This is a genomic window from Rhodococcus spelaei, assembly GCF_006704125.1.
Lineage (GTDB): Bacteria > Actinomycetota > Actinomycetes > Mycobacteriales > Mycobacteriaceae > Rhodococcus_G > Rhodococcus_G spelaei.
In genome coordinates, this window is sequence record NZ_VIGH01000001.1 from 338,520 (window position 1) to 353,813 (window position 15,294).

Consider the following 15,294-nt stretch of genomic DNA (forward strand, 5'->3'; position numbering starts at 1 on the left):
GGCCGGCGACTGGACGAGAGGAATCTCGATGCGTGCTGTTCTCTGCGACGGCCTCTTTCGCGTGTTCGGACACCGGATCTGCTGTGGGCGGATCCCGGAGTGGACCGCTCATGTCGGGCAGACCTGGGACACCTTCGACGTGGCGCCCTTGAATCTCTACAACGTCATCTGGCGGATCCGGAACTGGATCGCCTGCGGCATGACGGACTGAGGCGGGTCGGCTCCGTATCGCGCACTTGGGAAGGTTCGACCCCGAAATCCGGGGTCGAACCTTCCCAAGACGATGGCCTCGATCATCCCATTGACAACATCGCAGATATGTCTCACCCTCGACACATGACGACGACGATGTCCGGCCAGGCTGCCTTCGTGCCGCGCTCCGCCGAGACCTGGCGTGACCCCTGGGGCATGTACGCGGACCTGCGTGACCACGACCCGGTGCACCATGTGGTTCCCGCGCACGATCCGGCTGCGGACTACTGGGTGCTGACCCGGCACGCCGACGTGTTCGCCGCGGCCCGCGACCACGAGACCTTCTCTTCCGCCGACGGCCTGACCACCACCTACGGCGAACTCGACAAGATCGGGCTGCGGGACAACCCGCCGCTCGTGATGCTGGACCCGCCCAAGCACACCGACTTCCGCAAGCTCGTCGCGCGCGGCTTCACGCCGCGCCAGGTCGAGGCCGTCGAGCCCGCGGTCCGCGAGTTCGTCGTCGAGCGCATCGAGGGGTTGCGCGCGTCGGGTGGCGGCGACATCGTCGCCGAACTGTTCAAGCCGCTGCCCAGCATGGTGGTCGCGCACTACCTCGGTGTCCCGGCCGAGGACCGCGGCCAGTTCGACGGCTGGACCGAGGCGATCGTCGCGGCCAACGCGAACGGCGATCCCCTCGAGGCGGCCGCCGCGGTGGGCGACCTGATGGGCTACTTCGGCGGGCTCATCGAGCGCAGGCGCGCGGAGGCCGCGGCAGGCGAGTCGGGCGACGACACCATCTCCCATCTCGTCGCTGCCGGCATCGGCGCCGACGGCGACATCTCCGGCATCCTGTCCATCCTCGGTTTCGCGTTCACCATGGTCACCGGCGGCAACGACACCACGACCGGCATGCTCGGCGGCTCCGCGGCGCTGCTCACCCAGCGACCCGACCAGCGGGCGCTGCTGCTCGAGGACCCGAGCCGCATCCCGGACGCCGTCGACGAGCTGCTGCGGCTGACCTCGCCGGTCCAGGGTCTGGCCCGCACCAGCACGCGGGACGTCACGATCGAGGGCGTCACGATCCCGGAGGGGCGAAAGGTGTTGCTGGTCTACGGTTCCGCGAACCGCGACCCCCGCGCGTACGGCCCGAACTCGGAGGAACTCGACGTGCTGCGCGCACCGCGGCAGATCATGACCTTCAGCCACGGCAGCCACCACTGCCTCGGCGCGGCCGCGGCCCGGATGCAGGCCCGCGTGGCGCTCGAGGAACTGCTGGCCCGCTGCCCCGACTTCTCGGTGGACGTCGACGGCATCGAGTACGCGGCAGGCAACTACGTCCGCAGGCCCACCCGGGTGCCCTTCGTGGTGAACGCGCGGTGACGTCCTCGGCCACGCCGTGGCTGCGTGACGAGCGGATCGAGGCCGCCGCCGAGCGGATCCTCGACGCCGCGGCCGAACTCTTCGTCGAGCGCGGCGTCGCCACCACCGGCATGGCCGAGGTGGCCAAGGCCGCCGGGTGTTCGCGCGCCACGCTGTACCGCTACTTCGACAGCAGGCGTGCGCTGCACCTGGCGTTCGTGCACCGCGAGGCCCGGCGGCTCGGCGACCGCGTCGCGGCGGAGGTGGCGGGGATCGCGGATCCGGGGGAACGGATCACCGAGGCCACTCTCGCCGCCGTCCGCGAGGTCCGGCAGACGTCGACGCTCGCGGCCTGGTTCGGGCTGGGCGATGCGGGCATCGCCTCCGAGCTCGCGGGCACGTCGGAGGTCGTCGAGGTGCTCGGGTCGACGTTCCTCGCGGATGCCGGTGGCGGCGCGGAACTCTCGCGTCGGTCGCGCTGGCTGGTGCGGGTGATCGTCTCGTTGCTCACCGTGCCCGGCGCCGACGAGGCGGACGAGCGGGCGATGATCGAGCAGTTCGTCGTGCCGGTGCTCCTGGCGCCGGGAAGCGGCGGTCTGGACTGACCGGTGCCGGGGTCAGGTCGTCGCGGACCCGACCCCGGCCAATCGTCGGCCCACCTGCCAGGCGCCGCGCCGCAGCGCCCGCTCCAACCACCCGCCGCGGGCGTCGAAGTCGCTCGCGTTCACGCTCAGCGACACCGCGCCGACCGTCGAGCCACCGACGACCACCGGGGCGGCGAGGCACGCGAGCTTCGGCATGTACTCCTCGACCTCCACCGCGAACCGCATCGCGCGAACCTCGTCGAGTTGCTCACGCAGGCGCGCCACTGCCGTCACGCTCCGCTGCGTGACGGCGTCCAGGCCGCGACCGCCGACGTAGGCGTCGAGTTGGGCCTCGCTCATCTCGGCGAGCATCAGCTTCCCGAACGCCGTCGTGTGAGCTGCCTCCGCGAAACCGACGTGCAACTCCCGGATGCGGGGCCGTCGCGCGGACTCGCTGATGTGCGAGACGACGATCTCCTGGTCCCGGAACAGGGTCAGGTAGGTGGGGGCGTCCGTGCCGACGTGGAGTGCGTCGAGGACGGCGACCACCTCCGGGGTGGGCACGCGGTCGTCCCGCCCGGGGTGCCGCCGACGAGTGCGAGGATCCGCAACACTCGATCCGCCGACTGGAGATTCCCGGTGTCCCGTGCGGCGAGCGGCCGTGAGGTAGCGGGCATGACGCCGAGTCTAGTGACGCAGCGAGGTAGCCGATCGGCGATTCCGCGGTCCTTTCTCACATGGCGCGAACCGGTCTTGCCGCCATCGGCGGACCCGGCGCACGCTGGGTTCCCGGCCCCGCATCGAGGCCGCGACAACGCACGAAAGGCGTGGACATGGCTCCCAAGGTGATCCTGTTGACCGGTGACGGCGGTGAGACCCTCGAGGTCTTCTACCCCTACCAGCGACTGCTGGAGGCGGGCTACGAGGTCGACATCGCTGCGCCCACCAAGCGCAAGCTCCAGTTCGTCGTCCACGACTTCGTCGACGGGTTCGACACGTACACGGAGAAGCTGGGCCATACCTGGGAGGCCGACATCGCTTTCGCCGACGTCGATCCCGCGGACTACGTCGCACTCGTCGTGCCGGGCGGACGGGCGCCGGAGTACATCCGGAACAACCCGGACGCGCAGCGGATCGTGCGGCACTTCTTCGCCGAGGGTGCTCCGGTCGCCGCGATCTGTCACGGGCCGATGCTGCTCGCCGCCTCGGGTGTGCTCGAGGGCCGGACGTCGGCGGCCTACCCGGAGCTCGCGCTCGACGTCGAGGCGGGCGGCGGGACCTTCGAGGACGGCGCGGGCGTCGTGGACGGCAACCTCGTCTCCGGCCGGGCCTGGCCGGACCACCCGACCTGGATGCGCGAGTTCATGCAGTTGCTGGAGAAGGCAGCGCCGGTGAACTAGAAACGCGCCGGCGCCGGATCAGCCGACGACTCCGCCGAACAACTGCCCGATGGCGTAGGTGACGATCATGGCCATCGCGCCGCCGAGCACCACCCGCAGGATTGCCCGGCCTCGCTTCGACCCGCCCAGCCGCGCACTGAGACTGCCGGTCAGGGCCAGCGCGACCAACACCGCGACGAAGGTGACCGGGATGCGGATGCTCGCCGGCGTGAACAGGATCGCGACGAGCGGCAGTAGCGCCCCGATCGTGAACGAGACCGCCGACGACCCGGCCGCCTGCCACGGGTTGGTGAGCTCGTTCGGGTCGATGCCCAGTTCGGCGTCGGCGTGCGCGGCGAACGCGTCGTGCTCGGTCAGTTCCCTCGCGACCGTCTGCGCGGTCGCGGGGGACAGGCCCTTGGCCTCGTAGAGACCGGCGAGTTCGGCCAGCTCCGCCCCGGGCGTCTCGGCCAACTCGGTGCGCTCCTTCGCCAGCAGGGAGCGTTCGGTGTCGCGCTGCGTGCTCACCGACACGTACTCGCCGAGCGCCATCGACACAGCGCCCGCGGCGAGCCCGGCCACACCCGCGGTGAAGATCGGACCGCGTTCGGTGGTCGCGGCCGCGACGCCGACCACCAGCCCGGCCGTGGAGACGATGCCGTCGTTGGCGCCGAGCACCCCCGCGCGCAGCCAGTTCAGCTTGGCGTACAGGCCCTGACCGTGTGGTTCGTTCGGGTGCGCCGCCTGCCCCGCCTGCTCATGAATCGGCCGCTTCTGGGATTCCATGGCCGAACGCTAGCGCTCGGGCGATCCGTCAACCAGCAATGCAAGCCTGTCCGAAGTGTCGGCGCGGAGCGGCCGACCGGGGTCGCGGTGACTGTTCCGATACCCTGGTTGCCCGTGACCTCTGTAACCCCCGGCTCCGCGACCCCCGGCCAGTACGACCTGATCATCGTCGGTTCCGGATTCTTCGGACTGACCATTGCCGAGCGGGCCGCGACCCAGCTGGGCAAGAGGGTGCTGGTGCTGGACCGGCGCCACCACATCGGCGGCAACGCCTACTCCGAGGCGGAGCCGGAAACCGGCATCGAGGTGCACCAGTACGGCGCGCACCTGTTCCACACCTCGAACAAGCGGGTCTGGGACTACGTCACCCAGTTCACCGACTTCACCGGCTACCAGCACCGCGTCTTCGCGATGCACAAGGGCCAGTCGTACCAGTTCCCGCTGGGGCTCGGCCTGGTCTCGCAGTTCTTCGGGCGCTACTTCAGCCCGGACGAGGCCCGAGCGCTCATCGCCGAGCAGGCCGCCGAGTTCGACGTCAAGGACGCGTCCAACCTCGAGGAGAAGGGGATCGCGCTGATCGGCCGCCCCCTGTACGAGGCATTCGTGCGCGACTACACCGCCAAGCAGTGGCAAACGGACCCGAAGAACCTGCCCGCGGGCAACATCACCCGGCTGCCGGTGCGCTACACGTTCGACAACCGCTACTTCAACGACACCTACGAGGGACTGCCGGTCGACGGCTACACCGCGTGGCTCGAGAACATGGCCAAGGACGATCTCATCGAGGTGCGTCTGAACACCGACTGGTTCGACGTGCGTGACGAGCTGCGCGCCGCCAGTCCCGACGCGCCCGTCGTCTACACCGGACCGCTGGACCGCTACTTCGACTACGCCGACGGCGAGCTGGGTTGGCGCACCCTCGATTTCGAGACCGAGGTGCTGCCGACCGGCGACTTCCAGGGCACCCCGGTGATGAACTACAACGACGCGGACGTCCCGTACACCCGCATCCACGAGTTCCGGCACTTCCACCCCGAGCGGGAGTACCCGGCGGACAAGACGGTGATCATGCGCGAGTTCTCGCGGTTCGCCGAGTCCGAGGACGAGCCGTACTACCCGATCAACACCCCGGAGGACCGCACCAAGCTCGACGCGTACCGGGCCCGCGCCAAGCAGGAGACCGCCGAGCGGAAGGTGCTCTTCGGCGGCCGCCTCGGCACCTACCAGTACCTCGACATGCACATGGCCATCGCCAGCGCGCTCAGCATGTTCGACAACACGCTGCGCCCGCACCTCGAGTCCGGGGCGCCGCTGGGTAACGGGACCGACGCGTGACCCCCCGGCACCTGATCGAGCAGGACACCCTGTTCGACGAGATCGAGTTGCGGGGCAAGGCACTGCTGCAGCGGATCATCCTGCCCCGGCCGGGCGAACCGCTCGACGTGCGCACCCTGTACCTCGAGGAGTCCGCGACCAATGCGCGTCGCTCCCACTCCACCTCGCGCACCTCGCTGGACATCGGCTCGGAGTCCGAGGTGTCGTTCTGCACCTACTTCAACGCGTTCCCGGCCAGCTACTGGCGCCGCTGGAGCGTGCTGACCTCGGTGGTGCTGCGCCTGGAACTGTCCGGGCACGGCCGCGTCGACGTGTACCGCTCGAAGGCCGACTCCTCGCGAATTCACGTGCAGGGCAAGGAGTTCGAGGACGGTGACGCGCACCTCGAGTTCGAGGTGGAGCTGGCCCCGTTCGAGGACGGCGGCTGGATTTGGTTCGACGTCACCTCCGACACCAACGTGGTGCTCGAGTCGGCGGGCTGGTATGCGCCGATCGAGGCGCCGGGCGCGGGCCGGGTCGCGGTCGGCATCCCGACCTTCAACCGCCCCACCGACTGCGTCAAGGCGCTGGCCGCGCTCGGTTCCGACCCGATGGTGCTCGGCGCGATCGACGCCGTGATCATCCCCGACCAGGGCACCCGCAAGGTGCGCGACGAGCCCGGCTTCGCCGAGGCGGCCGCCGCACTCGGTGGCCGGCTCGCGATCCACGACCAGGCCAACCTCGGCGGGTCCGGCGGCTACAGCCGAGTCATGTACGAGGCGCTGAAGACCACCTCGTGCGAGCACATCCTGTTCATGGACGACGACATCGAGATCGAGCCGGACTCGATCCTGCGCGCGCTGGCCATGTCCCGGTTCGCGAAATCTCCGATGCTGGTCGGCGGACAGATGCTGAACCTGCAGGAACGCAGCCACCTGCACACCATGGGCGAGGTGGTCAACCGCGGCATCTTCATGTGGTCCGCGGCGCCGAACGTCGAGTACGACCACGACTTCTCCAAGTACCCGCTCAGCGACCGGGACAACTCGAAGCTGCTGCACCGCCGCATCGACGTCGACTTCAACGGCTGGTGGATGTGCATGATCCCGCGGCAGGTCGCCGAGGAGATCGGCCAGCCGCTGCCACTGTTCATCAAGTGGGACGACGCCGAGTACGGCCTGCGCGCCAAGGCCGCCGGCTACCCGACGGTGACCATGCCGGGTGCCGCGATCTGGCACATGGCCTGGTCCGACAAGGACGACGCGATCGACTGGCAGGCCTACTTCCACCTGCGCAACCGCCTGGTCGTCGCGGCCCTGCACATGCCGGGCAACGGTCGCGGACTGGTGCTCGACACCGTCAAGGCCACGGTCAAGCACCTGCTGTGCCTCGAGTACTCCACCGTCGCGATCCAGAACAAGGCCATCGCGGACTTCCTCGCCGGACCCGAGCACATCGCCGCGCAGCTGCCGACCGCGCTCGGTCAGGTGCACGCGATGCGCAAGCAGTACCCGGACGCCGTCGTGCTGCCGTCCTCGACGAGCCTGCCGCTGCCCTCGGGCGCGGAGGTCGGCGCGGTCGGCGAACCGCGTGGACCCCTCGCGAAGGTCGTCCGGCTCGCCAAGGGCCTGGTGCACAACGTCAAGCCCGCGCACGAGGAACACCACGAGCGCCCGCAGCTGAACGTGCCGACACTCGACGCCCGCTGGTTCCTGCTCTCGCAGGTCGACGGCGTCACCGTCACCACCGCCGACGGTCGCGGCGTGGTCTACCGCAAGCGCGATCCCCGGCAGGCGTTGGCCCTGCTCAAGGAGGCGATCCGGCTGCGCCGCGAGTTGGCCGCCCGGTTCCCGGAGCTCAAGGGCGAATACGCGGCCGCGGTGCCGTCACTGACCAGCAAGGAGAGGTGGGAGAGTGTCTTCGAGTACAAGGCCTGATGCGGCGGCGTTGGTCTCCGGTTCCGCCGAGTCGGCCGCAGAGGTGAAGATCCTCAACCTCGTGCAGGGCACCGTCGGCGCGCAGCCCGGCGTGATCGCGGCCGCCCGCGGCATGTCCCACTTCGGCGAGCACGCGCTCGGCTGGGTCGCGATCGCCGGCCTCGGTGCCGCGCTGGACCGTCCGCGCCGCCGCCAGTGGGCGGGTGTCGCGGTCGGCGCGGTCGGCGCGCACGCGGCCTCCATCGTGATCAAGCGTGTCGTGCGGCGGCCCCGACCCAACGACCCCTCGGTGCAGGTGAACGTCTCGACGCCGAGCAAGCTGAGCTTCCCGTCGTCGCACGCGACGTCCACCACCGCCGCCGCCGTGCTGCTCGGCCGGCTCACCGGGCTACCCTTGCCCGCGGTGCTGGTGCCCCCGATGCTGCTCTCGCGGCTCGTGCTCGGAGTGCACTACCCGACCGATGTGCTTGCCGGATCCGCCCTTGGCGCAGTCTCGGCCGCAGTGGTGCTGCGGGCCGAACAGAAGTTTGGAGAGAAATGAGCGAGCACCCCGCCGAGGTCGCCGGGCCGCCCAAGTCGCTGGCCGGCGGGATCGTCAAGGCACTGCGTCCCCGCCAGTGGGTGAAGAACGTCCTGGTGCTGGCCGCACCGCTGGCCGCGGGCTCGGTCACCGAGGCCGACGTGCTGCTGTCGGTCGCGCTGGCGTTCGTGGTGTTCTGCATGGCCGCATCCGGCATCTACCTCGTCAACGACGCGATGGACGTCGAAGCCGACCGCCAGCACCCCACCAAGCGTTTCCGCCCGATCGCGGCCGGCGTGCTCCCGCTGGGCCTCGCCTACGCCATGGCCGTCGTGCTGCTGGCCGGTTCGATCGGCCTCTCGTTCATCGCGAACTGGCACCTGGCCCTCGTCATGGCCGTCTACATCGCCATCCAACTGGCCTACTGCTTCGGGCTCAAGAACCAGGCTGTCCTGGACATCTGCATCGTGTCCTCGGGCTTCCTGCTCCGCGCGATCGCCGGTGGCGTCGCCGCCGAGATCCCGCTGTCGCAGTGGTTCCTGCTGATCATGGCGTTCGGTTCGCTGTTCATGGCCGCGGGCAAGCGGTACGCCGAACTGAAGCTGGCCGAGGCGACCGGCGCGAAGATCCGCAAGGCGCTCGAGTACTACACCGCCCCCTACCTGCGGTTCGTCTGGACGCTCGCGGCGACCGCCGTGGTGATCTGCTACGGACTGTGGGCCTTCGAGCAGGACCGGGCGCACGGCAGCAACTGGTTCGCGATCTCGATGATCCCGTTCACCATCGCGATCCTGCGGTACGCCGTCGACATCGACGGTGGTGAGGCCGGCGAGCCGGAAGAGATCGCACTGCACGACCGGGTGCTGCAGTTCCTCGCGCTGGCGTGGATCGGAGTGGTGGGTGTCGCTGTCTACATCGCCTGACGCGATCCGCTCCGCGGAACCCGCCGCGGTCGACGGCGACACCCGCGAATCGGTCTCCGCCTCGACCGCCCGCTGGGTGTACCTCGGCGGCGTGGTGCTGACCGCCGCCCTGTTCGTCTGGGGTGGGTGGCAGCGCCGGTGGATCGCCGACGACGGTCTGATCGTGCTGCGGACCGTGCGCAACCTGCTGGCGGGCAACGGTCCGGTCTTCAACGCGGGCGAGCGGGTCGAGGCGAACACCAGCACCCTGTGGACCTATCTGGTCTACGCGTTCGGATGGCTCACCCACATCCGGCTCGAGTACGTCGTGCTCACGCTCGCGCTGGTGCTCTCCGGCGGCGCGATCGCGCTGGCGATGATCGGCACCGGCGCGCTGTGGCGTCGATCGTCGTTCGGCTCCGCCGGAACACTGCTGCTGCCCGCGGGCGCGCTGGCGTACATCGCGGTGCCCCCGGCCCGCGACTTCGCGACCTCCGGGCTCGAGAGCTGCCTGGTCATCTTCTGGATCGCCCTGGTGTGGGTGCTGTTGGTGCGCTGGTCGCAACGCGAACCCAGCACCGCGTCGGTGCTGACCCTCGCCTTCGTCGCGGGCCTCGGGCCGCTGGTCCGGCCCGAGATGGTCATCCTGGCCGGCCTCGCGCTGCTGCTGATCTTCCTCGCCCCCGGCACCTGGAAGCTGCGCGTGGCGATCGTCGCCGTCGCCGGCGCGGCACCGGTGCTGTACCAGATCTGGCGGATGGGCTACTACGGACTGCCGTACCCCAACACCGCGGTGTCGAAGGATGCCGGCGGGGCCAAGTGGGGCCAGGGCTTCACCTACCTGTGGAACCTGGTCGGGCCGTACTGGCTGTGGCTGCCGCTGCTCCTGCTCGGCGGTTACGCCGCCTGGATGCTGCTCCGGCGCACCCGCGGCACGGGCACCGATCTCACGTCCCGTACCTGGCAGTCCCGGCTGCACTCGCCGGCCGCCGTGGTCGCGGTGATCCTCGTGACCGCGCTGCTGCTCGGCATCTACTCGGTACGCGTCGGCGGCGACTTCATGCACGGCCGGGTGCTGCTGCCGGTCCTGTTCTGCTTCATCCTGCCGATCGCCGTTCTGCCGGTCCGGCTGCCGCCGCGGGGCCAGTGGGGTCGCACCCCCGCGACCGGTCTGTTCGCCGTCGGCGCGGTCGCGTGGTTGGCCACCGTGGTCTGGGCGATCGTCGCGTCGACCGCGCAGGGCATGCCGAACGGCACGGTGGTCGGGAAGTCGGGCATCGTCGACGAGCGCGCCTTCTACGTCCTCAACACGGGCCACGCGCACCCGATCCGGGCCGAGGACTACCTCGACTACCCGCGGATACGGGCGATGGTCGAGACCATCGCCAACACCCCGGACGGCGGTCTGCTGCTGCCCGCGGCCTACTTCACCTACTGGGACCTCGTGCCGCCGCCGGCGCCGATCCCGGAGGGCGGGGCGGGTCACACCGTGTACTTCCTCAACCTCGGCATGACGAGCATGAACGTCGGGCTGGACGTGAAGGTGATCGACCAGATGGGTCTGGCGTACCCGCTGGCCGCGCACACCGAGCGTCTCGGCGACGGCCGGATCGGGCACGACAAGGCCCTCTACCCCGACTGGGTGGTCGCGGACACCGGCATGGTCGACCAGCACCCCTGGCTGCCCTGGTACCTGGACGAGAACTGGGTCGCGCAGGCGAAGGTCGCGTTGATGTGTCCGGACACCGAGGAGTTGCTGGCGTCCTCGCGCGGCGAGCTGACCCGACCGTTGTTCATCCGCAATCTCAAGCGCGCGTTCCACTACGCCGAGTACCGGATCGACCGGGTTCCTGCCTACGAAATCGAGCGCTGTGGGCTCACGCCACCACCCGAAAGGCCCAAGTAGGACAGGTCGCCTGGCGTGAACATCTCGTTTGTGTAACGCTCGCGGTCAGTTAGTCGATGAAAAGAGTGTGTTCGCCTCGGTACCGAGCCTCGAATGATGAAAATCGGGGGCCGAGGCACCGGTTGTCAGAGCCATCGCCGTGACATACAGTCCAGCGAGCGCAGTGTGACCTTGATCAGTTCCACTGCCGATCCCGCTTGCGTGGGGTCGGCAGGTTTGTGGCTTACCGACGATTGCCGGGCCGCTTCCTCCATCTTTGGGGCGCGGGCACCGCAGGAGAAGAAAGAGAGCAGTATTCATGCGTATTGGCAGAACGGGGTTCGGTACGAACCTCAAACGACGCCTCCTCGGCCTCTCGGCCGCAGCGCTCGTCCTGCCCCTGACTGCTGGTATTGCGGGCACCGCCGTCGCCGGCGCCGCGCCGATCGCGCACCGCGCGCCCTCGGGTGGCTTCGAAGAGGTCATGGTGCCCTCGTCGATGGGTCCGATCAAGGTCCAGATCCAGTGGGCCGCCCGCGGTGGCAATGCCGCCCTGTACCTGCTCGACGGTCTCCGTGCCCGTGACGACCGCAACGCGTGGACGTTCGAGACGAACGCCCTCGACCAGTACCGCAACGACAACGTCACGCTGGTGATGCCGGTCGGCGGCCAGTCCAGCTTCTACAGCGACTGGATGGCGCCGTCGAACTTCAACGGCCAGAAGTCCACGTACAAGTGGGAGACCTTCCTGACCAAGGAGCTCCCGGACTACCTCGAGACCCGCGGCGTCTCGCGCAACAACAACGGCGTCCTCGGCCTGTCGATGGGCGGCTCCGCCGCACTGACGCTGGCCGCGTACCACCGCGACCAGTTCAAGTTCGCCGGCTCGCTGTCGGGTTACCTGAACATCTCGGCGCCGGGTATGCGTGAGGCGATCCGCGTCGCGATGCTCGATGCCGGTCGCTTCAACGTCGACTCCATGTGGGGTCCGCCGTGGAGCAAGGCGTGGCTGCGTAACGACCCGTTCGTGTTCGCCCCGCAGCTCAAGGGCCTGTCGCTGTACGTGTCCTCGGCCAGCGGCCTGCCGGGCGAGTACGACCACCCGCGCGCACCGATCGACTACTACAACACCGCCAACGGCATGGGCCTCGAGGCCCTCGCGCTGGTGAACACGCGCTCCTTCCAGGTCCGGATGGCCACCCTCGGCATCCCCGCGACCTACAGCTTCCCGTCCAACGGCACGCACTCGTGGCCGTACTGGTCGGCCGAGCTGTTCAAGGCCCGCAACCAGATCCTGGACGCGCTGAACGCGCACTGATCACAGGACGCCAGATGTAAATCGTCGATGCCGCTCCACGCGCCGATCCCGGCCGCGTGGGGCGGCATCTGCGGTTTGGGTGCGCCTCGCGCCTGAGCAACAAATGCACCATACGTAGCAGCGCGTCACCTGCGTCACACCTGACCTGCGTGTTAGAAAGAACGACGAGCGTCAGGCGTCACGGCACGGCGTCCGCGTTGGTCGGGGGCAAGCCGAGAGCCGAGTGCCGAGTTGATCCGTCAACTGGCCGAAAGCAGAAAGAGAGTCACCGTCAGATGCGACCAGTACTGAGGAAGCCGGGTACCCGGCCCGGGGGGAGCGCAATGACGACCGGGCGCCGAAGCCGTGTGGCCCGCCTGCTGGCGGCCGCGCTGGTACTGCCGACCGCGGCGGGACTCACCACCGCGACGGCGGTCGCGTTCGCTGAGCCGAACGCGACGACGACCACCACGTCGGCCACCGCGACCACGACCACCCGCGCGGCCGTCACGCAGGCGGAGGAGACGCTGGCCCCGGTCACGACCACGCCCGCCGCGAAGTCGACGTCCGCCGCGGCCGTCGCGACGACCACCGCCGCCCAGGCCACGACCACCACCACCGTCGCGCCGACGACCACCGCCCCGACCACGACCGAGGCCCCGACCACCACGGTCGCGCCGCCGCAGTCGCGGGCCGTGCGTGCAGCGCCGACCGCCCTCCGTTCGATCCCCGGTGTCTCGAAGGTCCAGTGGATCACCGACCGGCGGGTCGCGCTGTGGGTGGATTCCGCGGCGATGGGCGCACCCTTCCAGGTGCAGGTGCTGCTGGCCAGGGACTGGAACGCCAAGCCGGACGCGACCTTCCCCGCCCTCTACATGCTCGACGGCCTGCGCGCGCGCGACGACGAGAGCGGCTGGACCATCGAGACCGACGCCGCGAGTTTCTACGCGGACAAGAACGTCAACGTGATCCTCCCGGTCGGCGGCCAGTCCAGCTTCTACTCCGACTGGCTCGAGCCCGACAACGGCAAGTTCTACCAACTGGAGACGTTCCTGATGAAGGAACTCCCGCCGGTCCTGGAGAACAGCCTGCGCACCACGACCACCCGCGGCGTGATCGGCCTGTCCATGGGCGGCACGTCCGCGATGGCGCTGACCGAGCGCAACCCCGGTTTCTTCAAGTTCGCCGGTTCGTTCTCCGGCATCCTGACCACCACGTCGCTGGGCATGCCGCAGGCCGTCCAGTACGCGATGAACGACGCCGGCGGCTTCAGCGCCGCCAAGATGTGGGGTCCGCCGAGCAACCCGGCCTGGGCTGCACACGATCCCTACGTGAACGCGGACAAGCTCAAGGGCGTGAGCCTCTACGTCTCCAGCGGTAGCGGCATGACCGGCCCCTACGACCAGCCGTCCGGCATCCCCGGTGTCTCCACCAACTACGCGGGCATGGGACTCGAGATCCTGTCCCGCCTGACGTCGCAGTCCTTCGCGACCAAGCTGAACAAGCTCGGCATCCCCGCGCAGATCAACTACCGCCCGTCCGGTACCCACTCGTGGCCGTACTGGCAGTTCGAGATGCATCAGGCGTGGCCGCAGGTGGCCAACGCCCTCGGCGTCGAGGCGAACGCGCCGGCCTGCTCGGTCGGCGGTGCGATCGCGGCTGTCGCGAACGCCAACCCGTGGCTCGGCGGCTGCGTCACCGGGGAATACGGTGTCGCGGGCGGCGTGGCGCAGGACTACCGCAACGGTCGGATCTTCTTCTCCTCCGGGACCGGCGCCCAGGTCGTCGCAGGCATGATCGGCGGCGCGTACCAGGCCGCGGGCGGTCCGGCCGGACAGCTCGGCCTCCCGACCACCAGCGAATCCCCGGCGCCCGACGGTCGCGGCCGGTTCAACCACTTCCAGAACGGGTCGATCTACTGGACCCCGCAGACCGGCGCACACCCCGTGTGGGGCGCGATCCGCGACGAATGGGTACGCCAGGGCTGGGAGCGCGGACCGCTCGGCTACCCGGTGGCCGACGAGGTGAACACGCCGGGCAAGCCCGGCGCGGTGCAGGGCTTCGAGGTCGGCGCGATGTACTACAGCCCGACCACCGGTACCAACGCCGTGCAGGGTCTGATCATGGGCAAGTACGGCCAGCTGGGCTACGAGAACAGCTGGCTGGGCTTCCCGAAGACCAGTGAGATCGGCGTCAAGGACGGCGGCCGGTTCAACCGGTTCGAGGGCGGCAACATCTACTGGAGCCCGCTCAGCGGTGCCTGGTCGATCAAGAACGGCCCGATCTTCGACGCTTGGGGCAGCCAGAACTACGAGAACGGCCGCCTCGGCTTCCCGGTCGGTGACGAGTTCCCGATCAACGGTGGTGTCCAGCAGAACTTCCAGTTCGGCAACATCACCCTGATCGGCGGACGCGCCGAGATCCACTAGGTCGACCGCAGCTGACGGGCCGGATCTGCACCTGCCGTCCCCGGCCCGTCAGCGTCGGTACCCTTGGACACCGACCAGCCGAACCGCGGCCGGGGCGGCACCAACGCCCCATCGGCCGAGCACGCTTCAACACCCCAGAGGACTGAGACTCACATGCGTATTTCGACCCCTACCCCTCTGGCTCGGGCCGTCGCAGTCGGCGCGCTGAGCGTGGCCGCGGTCGGTGTGCTCGCCGGTTGCGGCAGCGACGACTCGACGGCGAGCAGCACCCCCACGCTCACCACCGCGCAGGGCACCGGGTCGCCGACGGCCCAGCCGCTGGCGACGGGCATCGAGGTGCCGCCGTACACCAGCCCCGCCGTCGCGGCGACGGCGCCGCCGGAGACCCCGCAGGCCGTCCCGAGCGGCTTCCCGGGTCCGACGGAGGCGCCCGCACTGGACGCCCGCGGCAAGGCGTTCGTCGAGGCGCTGCGCAAGGGCGGGGTGAGCCCGGCGGGCAACGGCGACGTCGCGATCTCCACCGCCAACTACATCTGCTCGGCGAAGGCGAACAACGTCGACGCCGGGGAGATCACCGCCTACGTGACCGGGATGGCCGGAGCCGAGGCCACCCTGGCGGGCGTGAACCAGTCCGCGGACCAGGCGGCCCAGGCGGCGAAGGTCTACATCGACGCCGCACAGTCCACGTACTGCAACAAGTAGCCGTC

Annotated in this window: 14 protein-coding genes; 12 read left to right on the plus strand and 2 right to left on the minus strand. The window is 69.5% G+C overall.

What is annotated here, in order from left to right:
• Nucleotides 1-28: 28 nt before the first annotated feature.
• From FK531_RS01545 to FK531_RS01555, 3 genes are all read left to right on the plus strand, one after another.
• The gene (locus FK531_RS01545) at nucleotides 29-211 is read left to right on the plus strand and encodes a hypothetical protein (protein ID WP_142094885.1); all 183 of its coding nucleotides are present in this window, start codon (nucleotides 29-31) and stop codon (nucleotides 209-211) included.
• Between the two features lie 125 nt (nucleotides 212-336).
• Complete coding sequence (locus FK531_RS01550; protein WP_142094886.1) at nucleotides 337-1,575, plus strand: cytochrome P450; 1,239 nt, start codon at nucleotides 337-339, stop codon at nucleotides 1,573-1,575.
• Complete coding sequence (locus tag FK531_RS01555; RefSeq protein WP_142094887.1) at nucleotides 1,572-2,159, plus strand: TetR/AcrR family transcriptional regulator; 588 nt, start codon at nucleotides 1,572-1,574, stop codon at nucleotides 2,157-2,159. Before FK531_RS01550 ends, FK531_RS01555 begins: the two co-directional genes overlap by 4 nt.
• Nucleotides 2,160-2,171: 12 nt before the next feature.
• On the opposite strand, the gene FK531_RS01560 is transcribed toward FK531_RS01555, so the two are convergent.
• On the minus strand, nucleotides 2,172-2,702 hold the full coding sequence (locus FK531_RS01560) for an IclR family transcriptional regulator domain-containing protein (RefSeq protein WP_142094888.1): 531 nt from the start codon (nucleotides 2,700-2,702) through the stop codon (nucleotides 2,172-2,174).
• 269 nt (nucleotides 2,703-2,971) lie between these two features.
• Between FK531_RS01560 and FK531_RS01565 the strand changes: the two genes are divergently transcribed.
• Nucleotides 2,972-3,538, plus strand: a complete 567-nt coding sequence (locus tag FK531_RS01565; protein WP_142094889.1) for a DJ-1/PfpI family protein — start codon at nucleotides 2,972-2,974, stop codon at nucleotides 3,536-3,538.
• A gap of 18 nt (nucleotides 3,539-3,556) precedes the next feature.
• Here the strand turns inward: FK531_RS01565 and FK531_RS01570 are convergent, their stop codons facing one another.
• Nucleotides 3,557-4,303 (minus strand): VIT1/CCC1 transporter family protein, encoded by a 747-nt coding sequence (locus tag FK531_RS01570; protein ID WP_142094890.1) that lies wholly within the window; start codon nucleotides 4,301-4,303, stop codon nucleotides 3,557-3,559.
• A 114-nt stretch (nucleotides 4,304-4,417) separates the two neighbouring features.
• Between FK531_RS01570 and glf the strand changes: the two genes are divergently transcribed.
• The 8 genes from glf to FK531_RS01610 all read left to right on the plus strand — a co-directional run bounded on the left by glf (nucleotide 4,418) and on the right by FK531_RS01610 (nucleotide 15,289).
• Complete coding sequence (gene glf / locus FK531_RS01575; RefSeq protein ID WP_142094891.1) at nucleotides 4,418-5,638, plus strand: UDP-galactopyranose mutase; 1,221 nt, start codon at nucleotides 4,418-4,420, stop codon at nucleotides 5,636-5,638.
• Nucleotides 5,635-7,554, plus strand: coding sequence for a glycosyltransferase (locus FK531_RS01580; protein WP_142094892.1), 1,920 nt, complete (start codon nucleotides 5,635-5,637; stop codon nucleotides 7,552-7,554). The genes glf and FK531_RS01580 overlap by 4 nt, the downstream gene beginning before the upstream one ends.
• Nucleotides 7,555-7,564: 10 nt before the next feature.
• Nucleotides 7,565-8,095, plus strand: a complete 531-nt coding sequence (locus tag FK531_RS01585; RefSeq protein ID WP_246097829.1) for a phosphatase PAP2 family protein — start codon at nucleotides 7,565-7,567, stop codon at nucleotides 8,093-8,095.
• Nucleotides 8,092-8,997 (plus strand): decaprenyl-phosphate phosphoribosyltransferase, encoded by a 906-nt coding sequence (locus FK531_RS01590; RefSeq protein ID WP_142094893.1) that lies wholly within the window; start codon nucleotides 8,092-8,094, stop codon nucleotides 8,995-8,997. Before FK531_RS01585 ends, FK531_RS01590 begins: the two co-directional genes overlap by 4 nt.
• Nucleotides 8,975-10,882 (plus strand): arabinofuranosyltransferase AftB family protein, encoded by a 1,908-nt coding sequence (locus FK531_RS01595; RefSeq protein WP_290367589.1) that lies wholly within the window; start codon nucleotides 8,975-8,977, stop codon nucleotides 10,880-10,882. Before FK531_RS01590 ends, FK531_RS01595 begins: the two co-directional genes overlap by 23 nt.
• A gap of 298 nt (nucleotides 10,883-11,180) precedes the next feature.
• A complete protein-coding gene (locus tag FK531_RS01600) occupies nucleotides 11,181-12,179 on the plus strand; it encodes an alpha/beta hydrolase (protein ID WP_142094894.1) in 999 nt (332 codons plus the stop codon).
• Nucleotides 12,180-12,502: 323 nt separating this feature from the next.
• Nucleotides 12,503-14,587 (plus strand): alpha/beta hydrolase-fold protein, encoded by a 2,085-nt coding sequence (locus FK531_RS01605; protein ID WP_181762770.1) that lies wholly within the window; start codon nucleotides 12,503-12,505, stop codon nucleotides 14,585-14,587.
• Between the two features lie 153 nt (nucleotides 14,588-14,740).
• Complete coding sequence (locus FK531_RS01610; RefSeq protein WP_142094895.1) at nucleotides 14,741-15,289, plus strand: DUF732 domain-containing protein; 549 nt, start codon at nucleotides 14,741-14,743, stop codon at nucleotides 15,287-15,289.
• The last annotated feature ends 5 nt before the right edge of the window (nucleotides 15,290-15,294 follow it).